At 66.2% G+C, this 22020-nt stretch carries 17 protein-coding genes; 2 read left to right on the forward strand and 15 right to left on the reverse strand.

What is annotated here, in order from left to right; all coding sequences use genetic code 11:
- The 4 genes from pheT to Q7J26_RS16245 all read right to left on the reverse strand — a co-directional run.
- A partial coding sequence (gene pheT / locus Q7J26_RS16230; RefSeq protein ID WP_304937401.1) for a phenylalanine--tRNA ligase subunit beta occupies positions 1–2107 on the reverse strand: 2107 nt, incomplete at its 3' end.
- Between the two features lie 7 nt (positions 2108–2114).
- Positions 2115–2513: a hypothetical protein gene (locus Q7J26_RS16235; protein WP_304937402.1), complete on the reverse strand. Its 399-nt coding sequence runs from the start codon at positions 2511–2513 to the stop codon at positions 2115–2117.
- Positions 2513–3589: a phenylalanine--tRNA ligase subunit alpha gene (gene pheS, locus Q7J26_RS16240; RefSeq protein WP_304937403.1), complete on the reverse strand. Its 1077-nt coding sequence runs from the start codon at positions 3587–3589 to the stop codon at positions 2513–2515. Before pheS ends, Q7J26_RS16235 begins: the two co-directional genes overlap by 1 nt.
- Before the next feature lie 63 nt (positions 3590–3652).
- A complete protein-coding gene (locus Q7J26_RS16245) occupies positions 3653–4630 on the reverse strand; it encodes a polysaccharide deacetylase family protein (RefSeq protein ID WP_304937404.1) in 978 nt (325 codons plus the stop codon).
- Between the two features lie 161 nt (positions 4631–4791).
- Here Q7J26_RS16245 and Q7J26_RS16250 point away from each other — a divergent pair, with 161 nt between their 5' ends.
- Positions 4792–6402 carry a response regulator gene (locus tag Q7J26_RS16250; protein ID WP_304937405.1) on the forward strand — a complete coding sequence of 537 codons (1611 nt, stop codon included), beginning with the start codon at positions 4792–4794 and terminating at the stop codon, positions 6400–6402.
- Positions 6403–6533: 131 nt separating this feature from the next.
- Here Q7J26_RS16250 and rplT read toward each other — a convergent pair whose 3' ends face one another.
- The 6 genes from rplT to Q7J26_RS16280 all read right to left on the reverse strand — a co-directional run bounded on the left by rplT (position 6534) and on the right by Q7J26_RS16280 (position 12416).
- Positions 6534–6887, reverse strand: coding sequence for a 50S ribosomal protein L20 (gene rplT / locus Q7J26_RS16255; protein ID WP_008258832.1), 354 nt, complete (start codon positions 6885–6887; stop codon positions 6534–6536).
- Between the two features lie 54 nt (positions 6888–6941).
- Positions 6942–7139: a 50S ribosomal protein L35 gene (gene rpmI, locus Q7J26_RS16260; protein ID WP_003166435.1), complete on the reverse strand. Its 198-nt coding sequence runs from the start codon at positions 7137–7139 to the stop codon at positions 6942–6944.
- A gap of 161 nt (positions 7140–7300) precedes the next feature.
- On the reverse strand, positions 7301–8602 hold the full coding sequence (locus Q7J26_RS16265) for an MFS transporter (RefSeq protein ID WP_304937406.1): 1302 nt from the start codon (positions 8600–8602) through the stop codon (positions 7301–7303).
- Positions 8603–8666: 64 nt separating this feature from the next.
- On the reverse strand, positions 8667–10652 hold the full coding sequence (locus tag Q7J26_RS16270; protein WP_304937407.1) for a S9 family peptidase: 1986 nt from the start codon (positions 10650–10652) through the stop codon (positions 8667–8669).
- A gap of 139 nt (positions 10653–10791) precedes the next feature.
- Entirely contained in the window at positions 10792–11313 is a 522-nt protein-coding gene (gene infC / locus Q7J26_RS16275; RefSeq protein WP_304937408.1) for a translation initiation factor IF-3, read from the reverse strand.
- A gap of 125 nt (positions 11314–11438) precedes the next feature.
- Positions 11439–12416 (reverse strand): glycosyltransferase family 9 protein, encoded by a 978-nt coding sequence (locus Q7J26_RS16280; protein ID WP_304937409.1) that lies wholly within the window; start codon positions 12414–12416, stop codon positions 11439–11441.
- A gap of 196 nt (positions 12417–12612) precedes the next feature.
- On the opposite strand from Q7J26_RS16280, the gene Q7J26_RS16285 reads away from it, so the two are divergent.
- Positions 12613–13353 carry an alpha/beta fold hydrolase gene (locus Q7J26_RS16285; protein ID WP_304937410.1) on the forward strand — a complete coding sequence of 247 codons (741 nt, stop codon included), beginning with the start codon at positions 12613–12615 and terminating at the stop codon, positions 13351–13353.
- 184 nt (positions 13354–13537) lie between these two features.
- On the opposite strand, the gene aguB is transcribed toward Q7J26_RS16285, so the two are convergent.
- From aguB to Q7J26_RS16310, 5 genes are all read right to left on the reverse strand, one after another.
- Positions 13538–14401 (reverse strand): N-carbamoylputrescine amidase, encoded by an 864-nt coding sequence (gene aguB / locus Q7J26_RS16290; protein WP_304937411.1) that lies wholly within the window; start codon positions 14399–14401, stop codon positions 13538–13540.
- Entirely contained in the window at positions 14398–15405 is a 1008-nt protein-coding gene (locus Q7J26_RS16295) for an agmatine deiminase family protein (protein WP_304937412.1), read from the reverse strand. The genes aguB and Q7J26_RS16295 overlap by 4 nt, the downstream gene beginning before the upstream one ends.
- 162 nt (positions 15406–15567) lie before the next feature.
- Positions 15568–18897, reverse strand: coding sequence for a TonB-dependent receptor (locus tag Q7J26_RS16300; RefSeq protein WP_304937413.1), 3330 nt, complete (start codon positions 18895–18897; stop codon positions 15568–15570).
- Positions 18898–19075: 178 nt separating this feature from the next.
- The gene (locus Q7J26_RS16305) at positions 19076–20296 is read right to left on the reverse strand and encodes a capsular biosynthesis protein (protein ID WP_304937414.1); all 1221 of its coding nucleotides are present in this window, start codon (positions 20294–20296) and stop codon (positions 19076–19078) included.
- A gap of 429 nt (positions 20297–20725) precedes the next feature.
- Complete coding sequence (locus tag Q7J26_RS16310) at positions 20726–21880, reverse strand: OmpA family protein (protein WP_304937415.1); 1155 nt, start codon at positions 21878–21880, stop codon at positions 20726–20728.
- Positions 21881–22020 lie beyond the last annotated feature (140 nt).

Consider the following 22020-nt stretch of genomic DNA (forward strand, 5'->3'; position numbering starts at 1 on the left):
GCACGTTGTCGAGCACGATCTCGAAGGCCAGCATCGGACCGTCGGCGTCCAGCGCCTTCAGCACGCGCGGGTGCAGTTCGCCGAACTCGACCATCACATTCTTCGGTCCCAGCTGCAGCCGGGCCGAACGGCCGGGGTGCCACCAGTCGCGGTTCTGACCCTGGGCCAGTTGCAGCGAGGCGACCGGCGCGCCGATCTCTTCCAGCAGGGTGGTCAGGTCGGCCTTCAGCGCGAACAGGGCATCCTCACCGGCGCCGGCCCAGTGACGGGCGGCATGCGGGGCGACCAAGCCGGCGATGACCGTGCGCTGATCCTTGGGACCGTCGCCCAGATAGATGGGGCCGATCTCGAACAGGGCGGCGTCGGCGAAACCGCGCGCGGCGTTGCGCGCCGCCGCCTGGATCAGGTTCGGCAGGGCCGAGGGCCGCATGCAGTCCAGATCGGCCGCGATCGGGTTCTCCAGCACCAGCCGGTCGTCCCCGCCGCCGAACAGGGCCGCGGTCGACTGTTTGGTGAAGGACCAGGTGACGGCCTCGGCGTAACCCAGGGCGGCCAAAGCCCGGCGCGCCGTGCGAACGCGGGCCTGGCGGGGGCTCAGCACCCCGCCGGCGGGGCGGGCGACCTCGGGCAGGGGCGTGTCGGGCAGGCTGTCGAAGCCCTCGATCCGCGCCACCTCTTCCACCAGATCGGCCCGGCCCTCGACGTCGCGGCGCCACGACGGCGGGGTGACGATCCAGGGCTCGGCCTGATCGGCGGGGGCGGCGGTGACCAGGAAGCCCAGCTGGCCCAGGATGGTGCCGATCCGGTCGTCGTCCAGGTCCATGCCGCTGAGACGTTTCACATAGGCGGGATCGAAGGCGAAGGGCGCCGGGCTGGCCGGGGGTTCGCCGACGAAGACGATCTCGGACGGTTCGCCGCCGCACAGGTCCAGGATCAGCCGCGTGGCCAGCTCCAGCCCCGGCGTGACCGAGACCGGATCGACGCCGCGCGCGAACCGGTACTGGGCGTCGGAATGGATGCCGAGGGCACGGCCGGTCTGGGCGATGACCAGCGGATCGAACCAGGCGCTTTCGATGAAGACGTCGGTGGTGGTCTCGTCGCAGCCGGTGCTTTCGCCGCCCATGACGCCGCCCAGGCCGATGGGGCGCTCGCCCCCGGCGTCGGCGATGATGCAATCGGTGGCCGAGGCCACATAGGTCTTGCCGTCCAGGGCGATCAGATGCTCGGGCTCGCCGCCCTCGATGTGAGCCGTCTCGGCTGAGACCTGGCCCGCGCGCACCACGATCTCGGTCCCGACCAGCTTGGCCACGTCATAGACGTGCAGCGGGCGGGCGCGGTCATAGGCGATCAGATTGGTCACATCGACCAGGCGGTTGATCGAGCGCAGACCGATGGCGGTCAGGCGTTTCTGCAGCCAGGCCGGCGACGGCCCGTTCTTCACGCCCCGGATCACCCGGCCGGCGAAGACGGGGCACATCTCGGGCGCGTCCAGGCGGACGGTGATCGGCGACGGGAAGGCCCCGCGCACCACGGCGATGTCGAAATGCTTCAGCTTGCCGACGCTGGCGGCGGCCAGATCGCGGGCGATGCCAGCGACGCCCAGCCAGTCGGGACGGTTCGGCGTCACCTCGAAATCGATGACGGGTTCCGCGCCGAACAGGCCGGCGACCGGCGTGCCCACCGGGATCTCGGGCGGCAGTTCCTGGATGCCGTCGCTTTCGTCCGCCAGCTCCAGCTCGGAGGCCGAGCACAGCATGCCGTTCGACACCACGCCGCGCACCGGCTTCTCGACCAGGGTCACGCCCAGGCCGGGCACATAGGCGCCGATGGGGGCGTAGATGGTGGTCAGGCCCGCGCGCGCGTTCGGCGCGCCGCAGACGATCTCTTTCACGCCATCGACCGTCTCGACCTGGCAGACCTGCAGCCGGTCGGCGTTGGGGTGACGCTCGGCCGACAGGATCTTGGCCACGGTGAAGGGCGCCAGCTTGGCGGCGGGATCGAGAACCTCCTCGACCTCCAGCCCGGCCATGGTCATGGCCTCGGCGATCTGATGGACGTCGGCCTCGGTCTCGAGGTGGTCCTTCAACCAAGACAGGGTGAATTTCATGACGGTTTCAGGCCTTGGGCGTATTGGTCAGGGTGCTGACCTGGTCGAGGAACTCATCCGTGCCGGTGAAGCCGACGCCGTAGAATTCGCAGCCGATGAACTGGCAGTCGCGCATCGGGATCGTGCCGATGGCCTTGTCCCCGAGCGGCCGCATCAGCAGATTCTTGATCCCGCCGCGGCTGTCGCCGAAATTGGTGTCGGTGAAGTTCACGCCGCTGGACGCCAGTATGATGGCCGGCCCCTGGAACCGGCAGCCGGTGAAGGTGCGACCCTGGATCAAGCCCTGTCCCTGTCGCGACGCCGCCGCGAACAGTTCGTACAGGATGATGTCGACGTTCTCGAACACCAGGGCGTTCAGGTCGGCTGGATCGGCCAGCGGACGATTGATCGGCAGGATGGAGTTCATCAGCTCAGTCCGCTCGCCGGATTGGGGGCCGCAAAGGCCGAGAAGCCGTAGTGCGCCAGCCAGCGCGTATCGGCGTCGAACATGGGGCGCAGGTCGGGCACGCCATATTTCAGCATGGCCAGGCGATCCACCCCCATCCCGAAGGCGAAGCCCTGATACTCGTCCGGGTCGATCCCGCAGTTGCGCAGCACATTGGGATGCACCATCCCGCAGCCCAGAATCTCCAGCCAGTCGTCGCCGGTGTTGAACACCAGTTTGCCGCCCGACCGGTCGCAGCGGATGTCCATCTCCGCCGAGGGTTCGGTGAAGGGGAAGTGGTGCGGCCGGAACCGCGCCTGGACCTCGTCCAGCTCGAAGAAGCGGGCGATGAAGGTCTGAAGCGTCGTCTTCAGGTGGCCCATATGGATGTCACGGTCGATCACCAGGCCTTCGATCTGGTGGAACATCGGCGTGTGGGTGGCGTCCGAATCCTTACGGAAGGTGCGGCCCGGCGCGATGATGCGGATCGGCGGCTTTTGCGACATCATGGTGCGGACCTGCACCGGGCTGGTGTGGGTGCGCAGCACCTTGCGCTCGCCCGTCTCGGGGTCGGGCTTCAGGAAGAAGGTGTCATGCATCTCCCGCGCCGGATGTTTGGGCGGGAAGTTCAGGGCGGTGAAATTGTGGAAGTCGTCCTCGATGTCCGGGCCTTCCGCGACCGCAAAGCCCATCTCGGCGAACAGGGCGATCATCTCGTCCATCACCTGCATGGTGGGGTGGACCCCGCCCTTCCTGCGCGGCCGGGCCGGCAGGGTCAGGTCGACCCGCTCGGCCTGCAGCCGGGCGTCCAGTTCGGCGGCTTCCAGCTCGGCCTTCTTGGCCGTGATGGCGGCGGACACGCGGTCGCGCAGGCCGTTGATCATCGGCCCCTGTTCGCGGCGTTCATCGGGGCTCATGGCCCCCATCCCCTTCAGCAGGCCGGAGACGGAGCCGGACTTGCCCAGGGCGGCGACGCGCACCTCTTCGAGGGCGGCGACGGTTTCCGCGCCGCCGATGGCGTTGATCAGGTCGAGTTCGAGTGTGGCGAGATCGGTCATTTGGCCCGTGCCTTAGCGGGCCGAAGCGGTTTCGTCACCCTTGAAGGCGCACGCCGGGCCTGATCAGGGCGCGGAGGCGATGGCGACAAGCTGGTCGGCCGGAGCCTTGTTCGCCGCGACGATCCAGGCCGGCGGTTCCGGCTCCCAGCGGATCGGCCGGCCGTCGGTCCTGGTCCAGCGGTGCAGCCAGGAGATCCCGTTGGCCCGAACATAGGTGTCGGCATGGGCGTAGAGAGGGTCGGACAGAGCCTCCTCAAGCGTCACGAACCGATACCCCCGCGCCAGATACAGGGCGTGGATCTGCGGGTACCAGTCCTGGTTCAGGCTGTTGGCGTGCAGCAGCAGGACCTGAGCCGGCTCGCGCCCGCCGGTCAGTTCGGCGCTATAGGGTTCGAAGAAGTCCAGCACCGTGGTCATATGCGCCACATAGGCCTCGCCGATCCGTCGTTTCAGCGCCGCGTCGCCCAGTTGCTCGGCCTTGCGATAGACGTCGCCGAACATCCAGTCGTTGTTGTCGATCGTGACGGGCGCGACCGTATAGCCGCGCTGGGCCAGGCCGGCGGCGATGGCGTCATGCTTGTCCTGGGTCTCGCCCGTGAACAGATAGGGGTGTCGGAACCAGCGCAGGGTCCGGCCGCGCGCCTCCAGCACCGCGCGCGTGTTGGGGGCCCCGGCGTCCACATCGGCCAGATAGGCCTCGGCCGTCGTGCGGTGGATGTTGATGTGGCTGAAGCTGTGGTTGCCCAGGTCAAGCCCGCCGTCCAGCCAGACGTTCAGCGCCGCCGGAAGGGCCGAGGCCCGGACAGGCTCGCAGACCTTGCCCTCGTTGACGAAGGCCGTCCCCTGGGTGTCGAGCGGCTTCAGCATGGCCACGAAATCGGTGGTCAGCCGCATCAGTTCGGCGGGATCGCACAGCGCCGTCTCCGACGCCTGATAGGGCAGGTCGTCGAAGGTCACGGCGACCCGGCGGTCCTGTGCGGCCGCCGGGAAGGCCAGGGCGGCGACCGCCGCAAGACCGCAGATCAGGACACGTATCGTCATGCGTCCAGACTAGTCCGGACTTCCGCGCATGGGAACCGGCGCTGTTATCGTCCGCCTTCGGATCAACTGTCCGCAACGCGCCGTGAAAGGTTCATGATCGGCAAAGCGGTTGTTAAATATCACTGGTTAAGCCCGCCTTCGTGGACATAAGGGGGGGCCGAATGCCGCTGATCGGTGATTTCGTTGACTTGATCGCGCCGGTGGCTCCGTCCACGCCGGGCGCCGAGGTGTTCGAACGCTTCCAGACCGAGCCGAACACCCTGGCCCTGGCCGTCGTGAACGACGAAGGTCGCCCGGTCGGCATCATCGAGCGCAACGCCTTCACCCTGCGCATGGCGGCCGAGTTCGGGCGCGCCCTGTACGCCAAGAAGCCGGCCGAAAGCCTGATGGACCGCAACGCCCCCATTGCGGAGGCCGGGACCAGCGCCGAGACCTTCTTCCAGGCCTATGGGGCGGCGGAATTGGGCGCCCTGCTGAGCGGCTTCATCGTCGTGGCCGAGGGACGCTATGTCGGCGTCGGCACGGCCCTGCAGGTCGTCCAGGCCGGCGCCGCCCTGCATCGCCAGCGCGCCGAGGAAATGGGCGCCCTGGCCCGGGACCTGGCCATAGCCGAGGCCGAGGCCGTCGCCTCCAGCCGCGCAAAGTCCGAATTCCTGGCGGTCATGAGCCATGAAATCCGCACGCCGTTGAACGGGGTTCTGGGCGTCGCCGCCCTGATGGAGCGGAAGCTCGAACAGGAAGAGCTTCGCCCCTATGTCCGCACCGTCATCGACTCCGGCCAGAGCCTGCTGCGTCTGCTGACCGACGCCCTGGACATGTCGCGCGCCTCGGCCGGGATGCTGACCCTGGAGGAAGAACCGCTGGACCTGAGCGCCGTCGCCTTCGACATCGACGCCCTGTGGCGGCCGCGCGCCGAGGAGAAGGGCCTGAACCTGACCGTCCGCACCGATCTTGAAGCCGGTCCCTGGGTCCGGGCGGACGGCATGCGTGTGAAACAGCTGCTGAACAACCTGGTCGGCAACGCCCTGAAATTCACCCAGACCGGCGGCGTGGTCGCCACCCTGGTCAGCCGCAGGTCCGACACGGGCCTGAACGTGGAACTGGCCGTGGACGACAGCGGCCCCGGCGTGCCCGAGGCGGCGGCGGCGACCATCTTCGACCCCTTCAATATCGGCAAGGCCGGACGCGAGGGCGCCGGCGCCGGACTGGGTCTGGCCATCTGCCGCCAGATCGCCGAACGGATGGGGGGAAGCATCGGCCTGGGCGTCTCGCCTTTGGGCGGGGCGCGGTTCCAGGTGCTGCTGCCGCTGACCGCCTGCGCCGCCGACGAAGGGGCCGTCGGTCCCGTCATGGCCGAGCCCACGCCGCACGACACCCTGCATGTGCTGGTGGTCGACGACAACGCCACCAACCGCTTCGTCGCCGCCAAGCTGCTGGAGATGTTCGGCTGCACCGCCGAGATGGCCGAGAACGGCCAGGAGGCCCTGGACGCCGTCCAGGCCCGCCCGTTCGATCTCGCCCTGATGGACATCAAGATGCCGGTGATGGACGGGGTCGCCGCCACCCGCGCCATCCGCGCCCTGCCCGGCCCGGCCTCGCGCCTGCCGATCCTGGCCCTGACCGCCAACGCCGAGGAAGGCGACGAACTGGACTATATCGCCGCCGGCATGAACGGCGTGGCCCAGAAGCCGATCCAGCCCGACGCCCTGTTGAACGCCATCCGCCTGGTGCTGGCGGCGGTTCAGACAGCCGCCGTGCCGCAAGCCGCCTGACCCCGCCCCGAACCGGGTTGGGGGCCTGACCCGAACCTGACTGGGGGACCTGAAACGAAGAACGCCCGCCCCGGGAGACCGGAGCGGGCGTTGATCTTTATCGAACGCGAACGGGCCTGGGCCCGACGCCCTTAGGCCAGGGCGGCGCGGACCTTGTCGGCGACAGCCTTGAAGCCGGCGCCGTCAGCAGCGATCGAGGCCAGGACCTTGCGGTCCAGTTCGATGCCGGCCTTGTTCAGGCCGTTGATGAACTGGCTGTAGGTGAAGCCTTCGATACGCGCGGCGGCGTTGATGCGCTGGATCCACAGGGCGCGGAAGTTGCGCTTCTTGGCGCGACGGTCGCGATAGGCGTATTGCCCGGCGCGGTCGACGGCGGCCTTGGCCGTGCGGATCGTATTCTTGCGGCGGCCGGAGAAGCCCTTGGCCTGCTCCAGAACCTTCTTGTGCTTGGCGTGCGAAGTTACGCCACGTTTAACGCGAGCCATGTCGCTATTCCTTCAAATTCTTTGGGTTGAGATCAGTCGTACAGCGCGCGCCGATCAGGCGTACGGCATGTAGGACTTGATCTTCTTGGCGTCGGCGTCGGCCATGACCGAGGTGCCGCGGTTCTGGCGGATGTATTTCGAGTTGTGGCTGATCAAGCGGTGACGCTTGCCCGCAACCCCGGCCTTAACCTTGCCAGTGGCCGTGAATTTGAAGCGCTTCTTGGCGCCCGACTTCGTCTTCAGTTTCGGCATTTCGATCTCCTTTTTGAGGGGCTACCGCCCTTTGGGCTGCTTGAGCCGTGGGGGTGGTGTTCCTCAGAGTTTAAGAACCGCCTAGGCATGCCTGTTCGCCCGGCGGTTCGGTACGCGAAGGCGCGGCTTGTAAGCGAAGACGCCGGCCGACGCAAGATGAGTCAGGACAAGGACGTGACGGGCGCTTCTGCAGCGACCTGACCCCGGCGGATCGCTCGCCCGGCGTTGATCGCCATCACCGCCGCCGGAATGGTCAGCAGCGCCCCGACCACGAAGGGCCAGTCGTGCCCCAGGCCCGAGAACAGCGCCCCCGCCACCATCGGCCCGAAGATGCGCGCCACCGAGCTGGAGGCCATGTTCAGGCCCAGCATGGCGCCCTGCTGATCGGGCGGCGAGGCGCGGCTGATCATGGCCGAGATATTGGGCATGGCCAGGGACATGCCGCAGGCGCCGACGGCCATGACCAGAGGAATGACCCAGCCCTGGACCAGGGGGATCGACAGGGCGCCCAGCTCCAACCGTGTGGCGGGGAACCAGGCGACCGGGGCCAGGACCTGAAGCACCAGCGAGGCGCCGAACAACAGCATCCCCGTCGCCAGCACCCGCGCCTCGCCGAACCGCCGCGCCAGGCGCCCGGCGAAGAAGCCCTGGTTCAGGGTTGAGACCACGCCGACGATCATGAAGCTGAGCCCCACTTCGCGCGCGCCCCAGGCGTAGCGGCTCTCGGACCACAGGCCGAACACGGCCTCCATCGCCGAAAACCCGGCCATATAGATCAGGGTCACGATCAGCACCCGCGACACCACCGGATTGGTCCGCGCGTCCTTCAGCCCCGCCAGGAAGGGCGGACGCGCCGCCGTGGGATCGGCCTTGGCCCGGCTCTCGCGCAGGAAGACGATCACCCCCACCGCCGCCAGGGCCGCCAGCGCCGCCGCCAGGAAGATCGGCAGCTGATAGCCCAGCCGGCCCAGCTGCGGCTGGGTCAGCAATCCGCCCAGGCCCGGCCCGACGATGAAGCCCAGGCCGAAGGCCGCGCCGATCAGCCCCATCCGGCCCGCCCGCTGCGCCGGCGGCGTCACGTCGGCCACATAGCCCTGGACCGTCGAGATATTGCCGGCCCCCAGTCCGGTGAACAGCCGCACGGCGATGGCCAGCCAGATGTTGGGCACAAAGGCCAGCATCAGATAGCCAAGCGCATTGGCGATCAGGGTGATCAGCAGCACCGGCTTGCGACCGATCCGGTCCGACAACCGGCCCCAGAAGGGTTCGGCGAAGAACTGGCCCAGCGAATAGGCCGAGAACATCAGGGTGATCTGCCACGCCTCGGCCTTCAGGCTCTGGGCGAAGAAGGGCAGCAGCGGCACCACCAGGCCGAACCCGACCAGATTGATGAAGACCACCGAGAACAGCACGGCCAGGGCCGGGGCGCGAACCGTGGGGGGCGTGGATGGCGTCTGAGTCATGCCCCAGGCTTAGCGCGACGCTTGGCCCGCGAGAAGCGCCGTCGCGCCACCTCCCTTCAATCCCTCAGTTTGGCCCGACAGGATTGTTCGCTTCCAGAAACCGCACGGTCTCGCGCAGCATCTGCTGACGGGTGTCGGCGCGCGACAGCCAGTGGTCCTCGCCCTGAAGCTCGATGAACTCCACCGGCTTGCCGGCCCGACGCATGGCTTCCGCCATGATCCGGCTCTGCTCGATATGCACCACCGTGTCGTCCTTGCCGTGGATCAGCAGCAGGGGGCTGTCGACCGTGTCGGCCAGACGGGCCGGCGACAGGGCGTCCAGCGCCCGGTCGTTCAATCGCGCCGCCCCCATGAACCGGTTCCAGTAGCGCACGGTCTGGCTGTCGTTCCGCCCCTCCTGCCGCGCCTCCCAATTGACCATCCGGCGCAGGTCCGACACCCCGGCCACCGCGACGCCGCACCGATAGACTCCGGCGTCCAGGGTGAGCCCGGCCATGGCCGCATAGCCGCCGTAGCTGGCGCCGACGATACAGACGCGGGACGGGTCGATGATCCCCTCTTGCGCCAGCCAACGCACACCGTCCGACAGATCCGTCTGCATCTTGCGCCCCCACTCGCCATAGCCCGCCTCCATGAAGGCCAGGCCATAGCCGGTCGATCCCCGGAAATTGGCCTGCAGCACCGCATAGCCCCGCGAGGCCAGGGCCTGGGCCCACCAGTCGAAGCCCGCCACGTCCTGCGAGGCCGGACCGCCGTGGGCCAGAACCACCAGGGGCAGACCCGAAGGTTCGGACACGCCCGGCGGCAGGGTCAGATAGCCGGGAATATCCAGTCCGTCCTGGGCAGCATAATGGATCGGGCGCACCACGCCGACCTGTTCGGGGGCGATGGTCGGATAGGACTCGGCCAGGCTGTCGGCCACGCCGCGATCAAAATCGACCAGCTGATACTGACCCGCCTCGCCCGTGTCGGTGAAGACGACGATCAGACTCAGATCATCGTTCCAGGACATCAGTCGCGGGGCCTTGTCCTTGAAGGCCCGCTCGATGGACCGCCAGCGCCGCGAGGCCTGCGGTTCCAGAAACTCGTAACGGACGCCGTCCTCCTCGGTCCGGCCGCCGCCGATCAGCAGGCGGGTCTGCGGATGATGCACCAGGAAGTCGGGATGGTGTTCGAACGGCAGGCGGGTCCATTCGCCGGTGTCCACATTGACCTCGAACAGGACGTCCGACGTCTCGGAATCCGTTTCCTGCTGCGCCAGGTCTGGCCGGTCGGCGCCGATGATGATCGTGCGCGGCGTGCGGCCCATGCCGTGGAAGGAGGGCGTGTCCACCAGGGCGTCGACCGCCCAAACCTCGCGGAAGCCATTGCCCTTGGGCAGGCGTAACGACCAACGGCCGGTGCGCTCGACATAGCGGGCCAGGGCGATCACCTCGCCCTCGCCGTCCAGCACATAGTCGTCGGTCTCGCGATCCATCGAGGCCACGGAGCGACCGCGCCCGGTTCTCAGGTCGATTCGGTGCAGATCGATCTGGTCGGTCGTGATGTTCACCCCGCGCACAAACAGGGCGTCGCCGTCTTGCGTGTTGCGGATCGAGGCCGAGCCGTAAAGCACCGCCAGCACGTCCGGGGTGCGATCCAGCACCTGGACCAGTTTCTTCTTCTCCAGATCCAGCACCTGCCCGAAGAACAGCTCCGACCGGGGCACGCCCAGCATGGCGATGCCCCGCGTCTGCGAGGTGACGACCAGAACCCGGTTCTCGCCGATCCAGCGCAGATCCCGCACCTTGACGTCGCCGACGTCGGCGGCGAACAGGTGTTCGCCGGTCGTCATCCGGGTCACGGCGATGGCCCGCGTCTCACCCACCACGGTGATCCGCGCGACCAGGTCGCCGCTGGGCGACAGTTCGATATATTCGATGGCCGGCGTCGCGCCATAGGCCTCAAGCGGCGGCGGAGCCTCGTTCTGGGCCCAGGCGCCCGTCGTCCCCACGCAAACCAAAGCCGCGACCGCAAACGCGACCGCCTTCATCCCAGACCTGAACACCACGCACGTCCTCCCCCGAGTCGAGCCTCCTTTTCGGACGCCCCGCCCCCCAGTTGCAAGGGGTCCGCGCCAGGCGAGACAAAAAGAAAGCCCCGACCGGGTCCGGTCGGGGCTTTCCATATTCAGCGATGGATCGTGTCGATCAGCGCGGGGCCAGGATCATGATCATCTGGCGGCCTTCCATCTTGGGCGAAAACTCGACCTTGGCGATTTCGTCGAAATCGGCCTGGACCTTGTTCAGCAGCTTCATGCCCAGTTCGGGGTGAGCCATTTCACGGCCGCGGAAACGAAGCGTGACCTTGACCTTGTCGCCCTCGTCGAAGAAGCGGTGCATGGCCTTGGCCTTCACCTCATAGTCGTGGGTGTCGATGTTCGGACGGAGCTTGATTTCCTTAAGCTCGACGACCTTCTGGCGCTTGCGCTGCTCGGCCTTCTTCTTCTGTTCCTGGAAACGGTGCTTGCCGTAATCGAGGATCTTGGCCACCGGCGGTTCGGAGGTGGAGACGATCTCGACCAAGTCCATCCCGGCTTCTTCGGCGGCTTCGAGCGCGGAAGAGGTGGGCATGACGCCCTGTTTCTCGCCGTTCTGATCAATGAGCAGAACGCGAGGGGCGCGGATATCCTGGTTCATACGCGGCCCGTCTTTCACGGGCGGCGCTTGCATGGGACGGCGAATGGGCGTCGTTTCCTTATGTGGTCAAAGAAGGCGTGTGTCTTGATGAGCGGAAAGGGGCAGCCTTCGCCACGTCCCCCTCAAGAGCCCCAATATGCCCTCAGAAGCCCTGTTTTTCAAGGCTTCACGGGCGTTCCTGCAATATAGGCGTCGTGCAGGGCCAGCACGGCGTCGAACACATGATCCACGCTCAGGTCCTCAATGGGGGCGAACTGGCCGCGCGTCTCGTTCGAGGCCGCCGTGCGCGTCTTGGGACCCCAGGGACCGTACAGCCACCATTCGGTCGGCCCAAACAGGCCCAGGGTCGGCCGACCCAGGGCCGCCGACACATGCATCAGACCTGAGTCATTGCCCACGAACAGATCCGCCCGGTCGATGGCGGCGGCCGAGGCCAGGATGTCGCCCTTGCCGACGAAGTCGATGCCGCGCGCCCCCGCAGCCTCCAAGGCAGGCGTCGCCGGCGGCCGGTCTCCCGGTCCGCCCACCGGCATGAACCGCCAGCCGTCGAAGCGCGGCTCGGCCTTCAGCTTCTCAACCAGGGCGCCCCAGCGGTCGGCGGGCCAGCTCTTGCCCGGCTGGTGGGCGATGGGGGCCAGGGCGATGATCGGTCCAGGCCCGGCGCCCCCCGCCAGCTGCGGATCGATGACGGCGGCGGCCTCGGCCCGCGCCTGATCGTCCAGGAAGATTTCGGGATCCAGCGGCGTCGCCGACCCCATCAGGCGCGACACCATCTCGACCTTGCGCAGGCCGGTTTCCCACGAGCGATTATAGACGATGCGCCGTTTCGCCGCGACCAGATAGGCCAGGGCCGAACCCCGGATGTCGATCACCAAGTCCCAGCGCGTGCCGATGACCTGCCGCCACAGATCGACCCAGTGGCCGGCCATCTTCTTCTTGTCGAGCACGATGGTGCGCACCACGCCGGGCGCATTGCGGAAGAAGGGCGCGGGCGGACGGCCGCAGGCGATGGTGATCTGCGCGCCTGGAACCTGACGCGCGATCTCGCGGATCACGCCCGACGAGATGACGCAGTCGCCGATGCGGTTGGAGGTGACGAACAGGACCTGGGGCGAAACCTTGTGGGTTGCGGACATTCTCACTCCGTCATCCTCGGGCTTGACCCGAGGATCGGGGGCGCCGCGCGAGGACTGCGTGACGCAGGTTTTCGGCCGAGGGCCGCCTTCTGTCGCCCGTGTGCGTCACGCCCGATCCTAGGGTCAAGCCCGAGGATGACGAACCGGGTCAAGCCCGAGGATGACGGAAGAGAAAAGTCGAGGCACAAGAACGCCCATGACCGACATCGACACCCTGTCCCGCCCCGACGGCGAAACCCTGGCCTTCAAACGCATCGAGGGGGACGGCCCGACCGTCGTCTGGGTCGGCGGCTTCCGCTCCGACATGGAGGGGACCAAGGCCCTGGCGCTGGAGGCGGCGGCGCGCGAACGCGGCTGGTCTTACGTCCGCTACGACCATTTCGCCCACGGCCGGTCGTCGGGCGACTGGCGCCAGGCCACGATCGGCCGCTGGCGCGAGGATGCGATCGCCCTGATCGACAGCCTGTCCGGCCCGGTCATCCCCGTCGGCTCGTCGATGGGCGGCTGGGTCTCGCTGCTGGCGACCCTGGCGCGACCCGAGCGGATCAAGGGGCTGATCCTGGTCAATCCGGCCCAGGACTTCACCGAACGGCTGATGTGGCCCGGCCTGGCCGATCACGAGCGCCAGGCCATCCTGCGCGAGGGCGAGACCCTGATCGTCGAGGAGGGCCTGGGCGAATACGTCCTGACGCGGTGCATGTTCGAGGAGGCCCGCGACTGGCTGCTGCTGGACGGCGTCATCGACATCGTCGCGCCGGTCCACATCCTTCAAGGCCGCGCCGACGACGTGGTCCCCTGGCGCCATCAGGTCGAACTGATCGAGCGTCTGACGGGCGGCGACGTCCGCCTGGACCTGATCGACGGCGGCGACCACCGGCTGTCCGCGCCGGCAGACCTCGACCGACTGGTCGCGGCGGTGGAGGGGATGCGAGGCTAACCTTAACCTTTCGTCATCCTCCGGCAAGCCGCGTCTTCGCGGCGCAGACCGGGGGCCCCAGCGGCGCCGAAGGCGATGCGTACGCTGCCCGATTCCAAACGCAGAGTCCGCGACAGGTTCGCGCTGTCGCGCGCCGCTGGGTCCCCCGGTCTCGCTACGCTCGCCGGAGGATGACGAAAGGAACCTATTTTCCGCCCGTCAGCGCCCCATACAGATCGGTCCGCCGATCCCGGAAGAAGCCCCAGGCCGCCCGATACTTGTCCAGTTCATTCAGGTCGAAACGGTGCACCAGCACCCCCTCCTCCTCGGCGCCCAGGCTCTCGACCAAATCGCCGCGCTGATCGGCGATGAAGGAATGGCCATAGAAGGTCTGGCCCGTCTCCGTCACCGTCTCATGGCCGACCCGGTTGGCGCCCACCACGGGCACGGCGTTGGACACCGCATGGCCCTGCATCGCCCGCCGCCAGGGCTCAGCCGTGTGCAGGCTGGCGTCGTGCGGCTCGGTGCCGATGGCGGTCGGATACATCAGGACGTCGGCGCCCATCAGCATCATCGCCCGCGCCGCCTCCGGGAACCACTGGTCCCAGCAGATGCCGACCCCGACCTTGCCGAACCGGGTGTTCCAGACCTTGAAGCCGGTGTCACCGGGCCGGAAATAGTATTTCTCCTGATAGCCGGGACCGTCGGGAATATGGCTCTTGCGATAGACGCCCAGCGCCTCGCCGTCCGCGTCCAGCATGACCATCGAGTTGTAATACTGCGGCCCGTCCTTCTCGAAGATCGAGACCGGAATGGCCACGCCCAGGTCCTTGGCCACTGGCGACAGGGCCGTGACGCACGGATGTTCGCGCCACGGATGGGCCTGGGTGAACCAGTGCTCCTCCTGCGACACGCAGAAATACGGCCCCTGGAACAGTTCCGACGGCAGGATCACCTGCGCGCCCTTGCCCGCCGCCTCACGCACGAAGTCGATGGTCTTGGCGATGTTCGCCTGCAGATCCTCGCCATAAGAGGTCTGGATGCCGGCGACGGTGATGTTGCGGGTCATGCGGGCTCCTGCTGGGAGATGCAGTGGAAGGATCCGCCGCCAGTCAGGATGGCCTTGGACGGCAGGGGAATGATCTCGCGATCAGGAAAGGCTTCCTTCAACGCCTTGCAGGCCATGTCGGCTGCAGCGTCGTCGCCATAGGTCGGCACCACCACGGCGCCGTTGGCGATCAGGAAGTTCATGTGGCTGGCCGGGATCGGCCGTTCGTCCTCGTCCAGCACCAGGCCCGGCGACGGGATCCTCAGCACACGGATCTTGCGTCCGGCCGCGTCCGTCATGCCCGACACATCGCGCGCCGTGGCGTCATAGACCTCGGCGTTCGGGTCGTTCTTGCCCCAGGCCACCGGGCAGGCCACGACGCCCGGCGCGACGAAGCGGGCCAGGTTGTCGACGTGCCCGTCGGTGTGGTCGTTCAACAGGCCGTCGCCCAGCCACAGCACGGCGCGGGCGCCGATGGCGGCCTCCAGCGCGGCGGTCGCGACCGCCTCGTCCTGGTTCCAGGCCGGATTGCGGTTGGGGTTCAGCAGGCACTGGCGCGTGGTCAGGACCGTCCCCTCCCCGTCGTGATCCAGCGACCCGCCCTCCATGACGAAGTCGTTCCACGTCAGGGCCACGCCCGAATGTTCGCCGATCTGGCCCGCAACGAGGTCGTCGCCCGGCATGTCATACTTGCCGCCCCAGCCGTTGAACCGGAACGCAGCCGCCGTCTTCGATCCCGCGCCGAAGATCGGCCCAGTGTCGCGCAGCCAGATGTCGCCGAACTCGCCGGCCACCACTTCGACATTCTCGACGCCTTCAAAGCGCGCCTTGGCCTCCGCCAGCACATCGGCCTTGCCGACCATCAGCTTGACCTGTTCACGCCCCGGCCCGGCCAGCGCCCGCACCAGCCCCTCGACCTCGTCCTGCGCCTGTTCCAGCGCCTCGAACCAGTATTCCGAATGGCTGGGCCAGCCCACCCACATGGCGCGGTGCGGAGCCCATTCGGCGGGGATGAAGGCGGTCATCGGCGAACTGATCCTGTCTGTGTTCCGGCGGCGGGTCCGGGGACGAAACGCGAGCCGCGCCATATGGCCCCTCCCGCCCCCGACTTCAACGCCGGGCCTATACGCCAAAGAAAAGGGCGGCCCGCGAACGGACCGCCCTCCTTGATAGTGCAACCTATACGCTTAGAACTTGTAGCGAACACCGATCTTGGCTTGCCATACCGACGAGGTGTTCACAGATGAAGACGCATCCTGGTTGATGCCGTCGTACTGGTAGAAGTTGCCCACTCCGGCGGCACACGCTGCAGACGCCCGTTGGCAATTCCGCGCAGTGATATCCGTGGAATAGTAGGGGAAGCCCAGTTGCTGGATCACGCCCCACTCGTCGTTCAGCATGTTGCCGATGTTTTCGATGTCGGCATACAGCGACAGACGCGCGCCGCCTGGGAAGAAGGCCGGCAGTTCCTGTTCGATATGCAGATCGAAGGTCGTCACGTTCGGCGACTTGAAGGCGTTCCGCGGTGTGATCTGTCCGGCATAAGAATTCAGCCCGGTACGCTGAAGGTATTGGTTGAAGGCTACAAAGTCGAAGTTCGCGGCGTAGCGAATGATCGGGTCGCTGGTGGCCGTGACCTGACCCGAGGAGTCGGCCAGCGGTACGTAGAACAGGCCGCGCTGCTGCGAGGAGATTTCGCCGTAGAGCGTGTTCACGCCCGTGCCGTAGGCATAGCTGAAGTTCAGCCCCGAGCGATGCTGACCGAACAGATTGATGCGGGTCATGTAGTCGCCGAAGAAGGCGCGGCTGTAGCTGAGGTTCAGCTTGAAGGCGTCTTCGATCTCGTAGTTGGAGTCCGACAAAGCGATGTGGTTGGGATCGACGACCGCGACCTGCTGGTAGTTTGACAGAGCCACCGAGGACGTACCCGGATTGCGCTCGGTCGAGTCCAGATAGGTGTAGGAGAAGTTGAAGCCCAGGCCGCGGGCCCAGCCGTCATACCAGTCCTTGCTCAGCGAGATGGCGAACTGATCCGTCTGGCCCCCGGTAGTGTTGGTGAGCATCAGCACCGACTGTGTGAACGGCGTAGCGGTGTCGTTGAAGAAGGTCGGACGGCCGTCAGGCGCGTTGACGCCCTGCTGACGCGCCAGGTTCAGATCGACCCAGGCCACGGCCTTATCGACTTCCGAGTGAACGTATTCAGCACGAACCATCCAGCCTTCACCCGCGCCCCAGCGGCTCAGATCAAAGGTCTGAACGGCGCCCAGCGACGTCTTCCAGATCGTGGGCGTCTCGAAGGTCGGATCGATGATGTTGATCAGACCCGTGCCGCGGTTGGCGCTGGTGGTGACGCGGTCCTTAGCCACCTGGGCGACGTTGAAGCCGTCGACATTGTCCAGGGCCGCCAGTTCCGCAGCCGAACAGACCGGGAAGGTTGTGGCGAAGTTCGAAGCATAGCCGGCGCGCTTGCACTGGAAGGTGCCCAGCAGGTTGCCGGTGTTGGTGTAGTTATTGGACACCCAGACGTTCGGCGAACCGCCCTGGAAGCGACCGAAGCCACCGTAGATGGTGAGGGAGTCGTTGGCTCGCCAGTTGAAGCCGAAGCGCGGCTGCAGGGCGGAAATGCCGTCGATGTTGCTGTTGCTGGCGAAGCCGTAGGTGCTTTCGAACAAGGGATTGGCCAGCGGCTTGTCGTCGGACTCATACCAGTCGTAACGCAGACCGGCATTGACGGTCAGGCTGGGGGTGATTTGCCATTCGTCTTGGAAGAACAAGGTGTTCAGCGCGTAGCCGAACGAGGCCCCAGCATCGTTCTTGTTGTTCGAGGCGGCATTCTGATAGCCGATCGATGAAGCGCGACCAGCTTCATAATCTGCGAGCGAGGCGAACTCGTACTCGGCGTTCGCGAACTGGACGAACAGGTTAAAGATTTCGGTCTCTTCACGCTCGTAGCCGAAGGTGAAGTTGTGACCGCCGTCGGCGCGATAGGTGCCGACGGCGCGATACTGGTTGACGTCGTTGGTCAGCGAGTTGGCGTGACGCGAACGTTCCGGACCGAAGCGGATCGAGCGGCGCGGCGCCGGGCCGCCCGGGTTGTCCAGATAGACCTGGAAGGCGGCGAAGTCCGAACCGGCGAGGTTCGACGAAATGTTCTCGACTTCCTTGCGCGAGAACGCAAACTCGGTCGAGAAGCGATCAGTCCAGTCTGAGAACAACTGAGCCTTGTAGGCCACCAAGTTGGATTCCAGCGTGTAGGCCGACGACAGCAGGCCGACGCTGGGGTAGGTCCCGCTGGTGGAGGTGTTGTTCAGACTGAGAACACCGCCCTTGGTCTGCTGATAGGACACGACAGCGCGGTGGCGGTCGTTGATGTTCCAGTCCAGCTTGGCGAAGTATTTCTCGTCTTGCGTCGTCAGCTCGTCGGCGATCGCATCCAGCGGATCATAACCGTAGACATCTTGGGCGATCTGACGAACCTGATCGACCTGAGCCTGGGTGATGCCGGGGACTTCGACCGCCGCGCCTGAGCCTTCGGGACCGGTCAGGACAGGTTGCGTCGATTCAAACTTCTCGTAATTCAGCAGGAAGAACAGTTTGTCCTTGATGATCGGACCGCCGAGCGTGGCGCCCCAGGTCTTTTCTTCGAATTCCGAACTCGAAAGATCGACGTTGCGACGCGCGCCCGTCTGGAAATCGTCGTAGCTGAAGGTGTCGCCCTGCATGTCCTGGTCGGTCTTCTCGTAGAAGGCCTCGCCGTGGAACTCATTGGTGCCGGACTTGGTCACCGAGTTGATCACGCCGCCCTGGAACGACCCGTACTGGACGTCATAGGGAGCCACATCGACACTGACTGCTTCCAGAACCGAGACGGAAATCGGCGAACGAACGGTCGGATAGCCGCTGGCGGCCAGACCGAAGTCGTCGCCTTGGCGGATGCCGTCCACCAGGAAGGCGTTCATCTTATTGCTCTGACCGCCGATCGACAGGGCGTCGTTGTTCGACGGGTCAACGGTCGCGAAGGGCGTGGTGCGAACAAAGTCACGAATGTCGCGGCTGACGCTCGGCAAAGTCTCGATGTCGGCTAGACCGATATTGGAGCGCGGGGAAGTCCGCAGACCGCCGCCAGCCACACCAGTGACGACGATGTCGCCCAGATCCGCTGCGCCGCTTGCGTCCGGCGCGGTGATCACTAGTTCGACCGACACGGCCGTGCCGATGCCGATTGAAGGCACTTGGCTGACAGCCTCACCAGAACTCGACACCGAGCTGACGATGAAGGGACCGCCGACGCGCAGATTGCGCGCCGAGAATTGGCCGTTGAAATCTGTAACGGTCGTCGACACTGTGCCAGTCGGAACGTGGGTGACGCTGACGGTCGCACCCGCCACAGGCGCGCCTGCCGCGTCATAAACGCCGCCAGAGATCGCCCCGGTGGTTTCTTGAGCGAAGGCGGCCGTTCCCGCCGACATCATGAGGGCGACGGCCGAAGCGCCGTACGCCAGGTTGCGGAATGTCATCTAGCTATCCCCAGCTGGTGGACCGAAAATGGTCAGGACGTGTTTCAAGCACGTCACAATCCAGCCCCCTCTACGTCTGCTCTTGAAACGCTGGGCGACATTTATATGTCAGACTCGTGACAAGGCCCAGTGGTGGCTCAAGAGCCACACATGGTTCTCCGATAAGCGCAATTTTTGGCTAGGAGACCCGCTCGAACATGTCGGCGGCGCCAGACGCCGTGCGCTGTATGGCGCGCGGCTCGTGGAAATTGCCGTTGACCTGGCTCTGGGCGATCACATGGGCGCGGAACCGGGTGAACAGGGCGGTGTCCGGCGCCTGGGGCGCGGACCAGAAGTCGTCCAGCGCCTGCTGATCGGTCAATCCGTCGAAGTCGAAGAAGGCGTCGCCCAGAACCTTGACCGGCGTGTGGAAACCCAGGGCGGACAGGGCGGCGCTGGAGTTATTCACCACCATCCCCTGCGAGGCGCGACACAACTGGGCCAGATTGCCCCCGTCGATGAAATCGACCCGTCCTTGCAGTCCGCGCTCGATGACCAGACGCCGCGTCACCGCCGACAGATCGACCAGACCCGGATCCAGCGGATGGTTCTTCACCACCAGCCGCGCGTTCCGGGGCGCATGGGCTGCGAAACTGGTCATCACCTCCGCGAGGAAGGCGGTGTTGTCCGCGTATCGCGAATAACGAAGCAGTTGCGCGTCGCCCTCGCGCTGGAGACAGGCGATGAAGAACTCCCCCCGCGCGGCGATGACATCGACGTCGTTCTCCGACGGACGGCGCAAGGCGAGCCCTAGATAGCGCCGCACATGCCCCAGGCACTGGCTCAGGGGCGAGGCCGTGTAGTGGTTGGCGTGACGCGGGAACAGGAAGGCGCCGACCGTCTGGGCCAAATGATAGGCGGTGATGTTGACCACATGGTGAGGCAGGATCCGACCCACAGGAATGGGCTCGGGAAGGACGGGTTCCGGCGCGGGATAGCCGTCTCGAAAACGGGGAAGGCCGCTGGACGCATTGACGCCGTTCAGTTCGACCGTGACCCAGTCTGGACGGAAATATCCATTCTCGAGCACCCAGACGCGAGCGTCGAGCCCTTCGATTGCCGACAGGACCGCGCGATTATAGGGGCCGCCTTCGCCAAACAGGAGCAGATCGGTGAAGTCAGCCGCCACCTCGCTTAAACGTTCGGCCCAGACCTCCGCTGCGGCCTTGAACACGACGCCGCCGGGGCGGCGCCAGTTCATGGCGTCGCCGGCGTTGAAGATCATCCGCTGAACCGTCGCCCCCCGAGCCTCCAACGTCCGCGCCAGAGCGACGCCGAATCCTCCGAAAGGCGCCGACACGATCAGGAACCGCCGGCCGGACAGACCTTGACGGGGGCGGTTGACAGGCAGGACAGTCACTTCGCCGCCGTACTCAAGCGGCTGAGCGGGCGCGCGAAGCCGCGATTGGACGTTGGCGGCGCTGTCCGCCCTGAGCCGGTAACGCCGCCTCCGGCGCCCCGTGACCTGTCGATGCGATTGGCGAAGATCAACCATTTTACAGACCCCCAGCGCGCTCGACACGGCGCGACGGGTCAAGAGACGACTCTTCGCCGATGCAATCGGGGCGTTTGGCGGAGAATGTGACCATTGCGCTTTATGTCGCTCGCTACAGAGGTCGGATCAACCCAAATTCCATAATGCGGCGCGATTTCGACCAACCGTTACCGTCTCTCCACATAGAAAAAGCCGCCGCCCTCGAAAGAGGACGGCGGCTTTTGATCCGTCCGATAGACATGCTTCAAGTCCTGAGCCTCCGGCCCGACTTTCGTCAGGCCGGAGACCATAGGCTTAGAAGTTGATGTCGATCGTCGCGCGACGGTTGAGCGGCTCACGCACGCCGTCAGCAGTCGGCTTGGCCAGGGCGGTTTCACCCTTGGCGTCCAGGGCGATCACGCCGCCATTGACGCCTTGAGCGACCAGAGCGTCCGCGACGGTGCGCGAACGACGGTTCGACAGGCCCAGGTTATAGGCGGCCGAGCCCGAGGTGTCGGTGTAGCCGACGATCAGGACGCGCGTCGGACGACCCGACTTGGCGTAGGTCGCGGCTTGCGTCACGACCGAGCGGGCTTCCGTCGTCAGGTCCGAACGATCCCAGTCGAAGTAGACCACGAACTGACGGGCGACCGGAGCCTGAGCCACCGGAGCCGGGGGCGGCGGCGGGGGCGGAGGCGGCGGGGGCGGCGGGGGCGGAGGAGGCGGCGGCGGCGGCGCATCTTCAGCGCCGAAGCTGTAACGCAGGCCCAGGGTCACGGTATGCGACTGGTCGTAGTCGCCGTCCCATTCGCCGAACGAGGTCGCGCCGACGCCGGTGCCGACCGTGGTCGAGGCGAACGACGCGTCGCCCGTCAGATAACGGTAGGTCAGGTCGATGTTGGTGCGATCACCCACGGCCCAGGCCAGACCGGCGATCGCTTGAGCGGCGAACTTGGTCGAGTCGTCATCGGCCGTGAAGGTAGCGCCACGGTTGGCGCGCAGATTTCCGGTCGTGTCGGTGGTGACGCGGTTCACACCGGCGCCCAGACCGACGAAGGGACGGATGCCCCAAGCTTCATAGCCGAAGTCATAGATGACATTGGCCATCAGGGTCGTCGACTCGATGTCGCCTTCCGGAGAGAAGCAGCCGCCGGTCGCCGGGGTGAAGTTGCAAAGGCCCTGGGTGCCGGAGACGGCGCGCACGGTGCCGATGTCGCCCGAGCGGTAGCCGCCTTCGAGTTCAACGCGCCAGTTGGGGTTGAAGCGATAGCCGAGACGGGCGAAAGCCGCCCAGCCGTCGTTCACTTCATAGTTCCAGTTGGCGCCCGTCGTCGACGACTCGGCGTTGATGTCGTCGATCATGTGGTAACCCGCGTCGATCGCGCCGTACCAGCCGTTCGGTTCCGCCGAGGCCGCGCCAGCTGCGAACAGCCCTGCGACGGCGACGGAGGCGAGAAGTTTGAGCTTCATAGCTTCCTCAATCTGTAAAATGCCTGAAGCCGAGCTGTTGCCCGACGTTCCCGAGCCAAACGGCATCGCTGGACGGTTGTTCCGTACCCCTGAGACGAATGTGGCGACTGTGGCGCCGTTTCAACACAATGGGCGAACGC

This window comes from Brevundimonas sp. (assembly GCF_030656255.1).
GTDB lineage: Bacteria > Pseudomonadota > Alphaproteobacteria > Caulobacterales > Caulobacteraceae > Brevundimonas.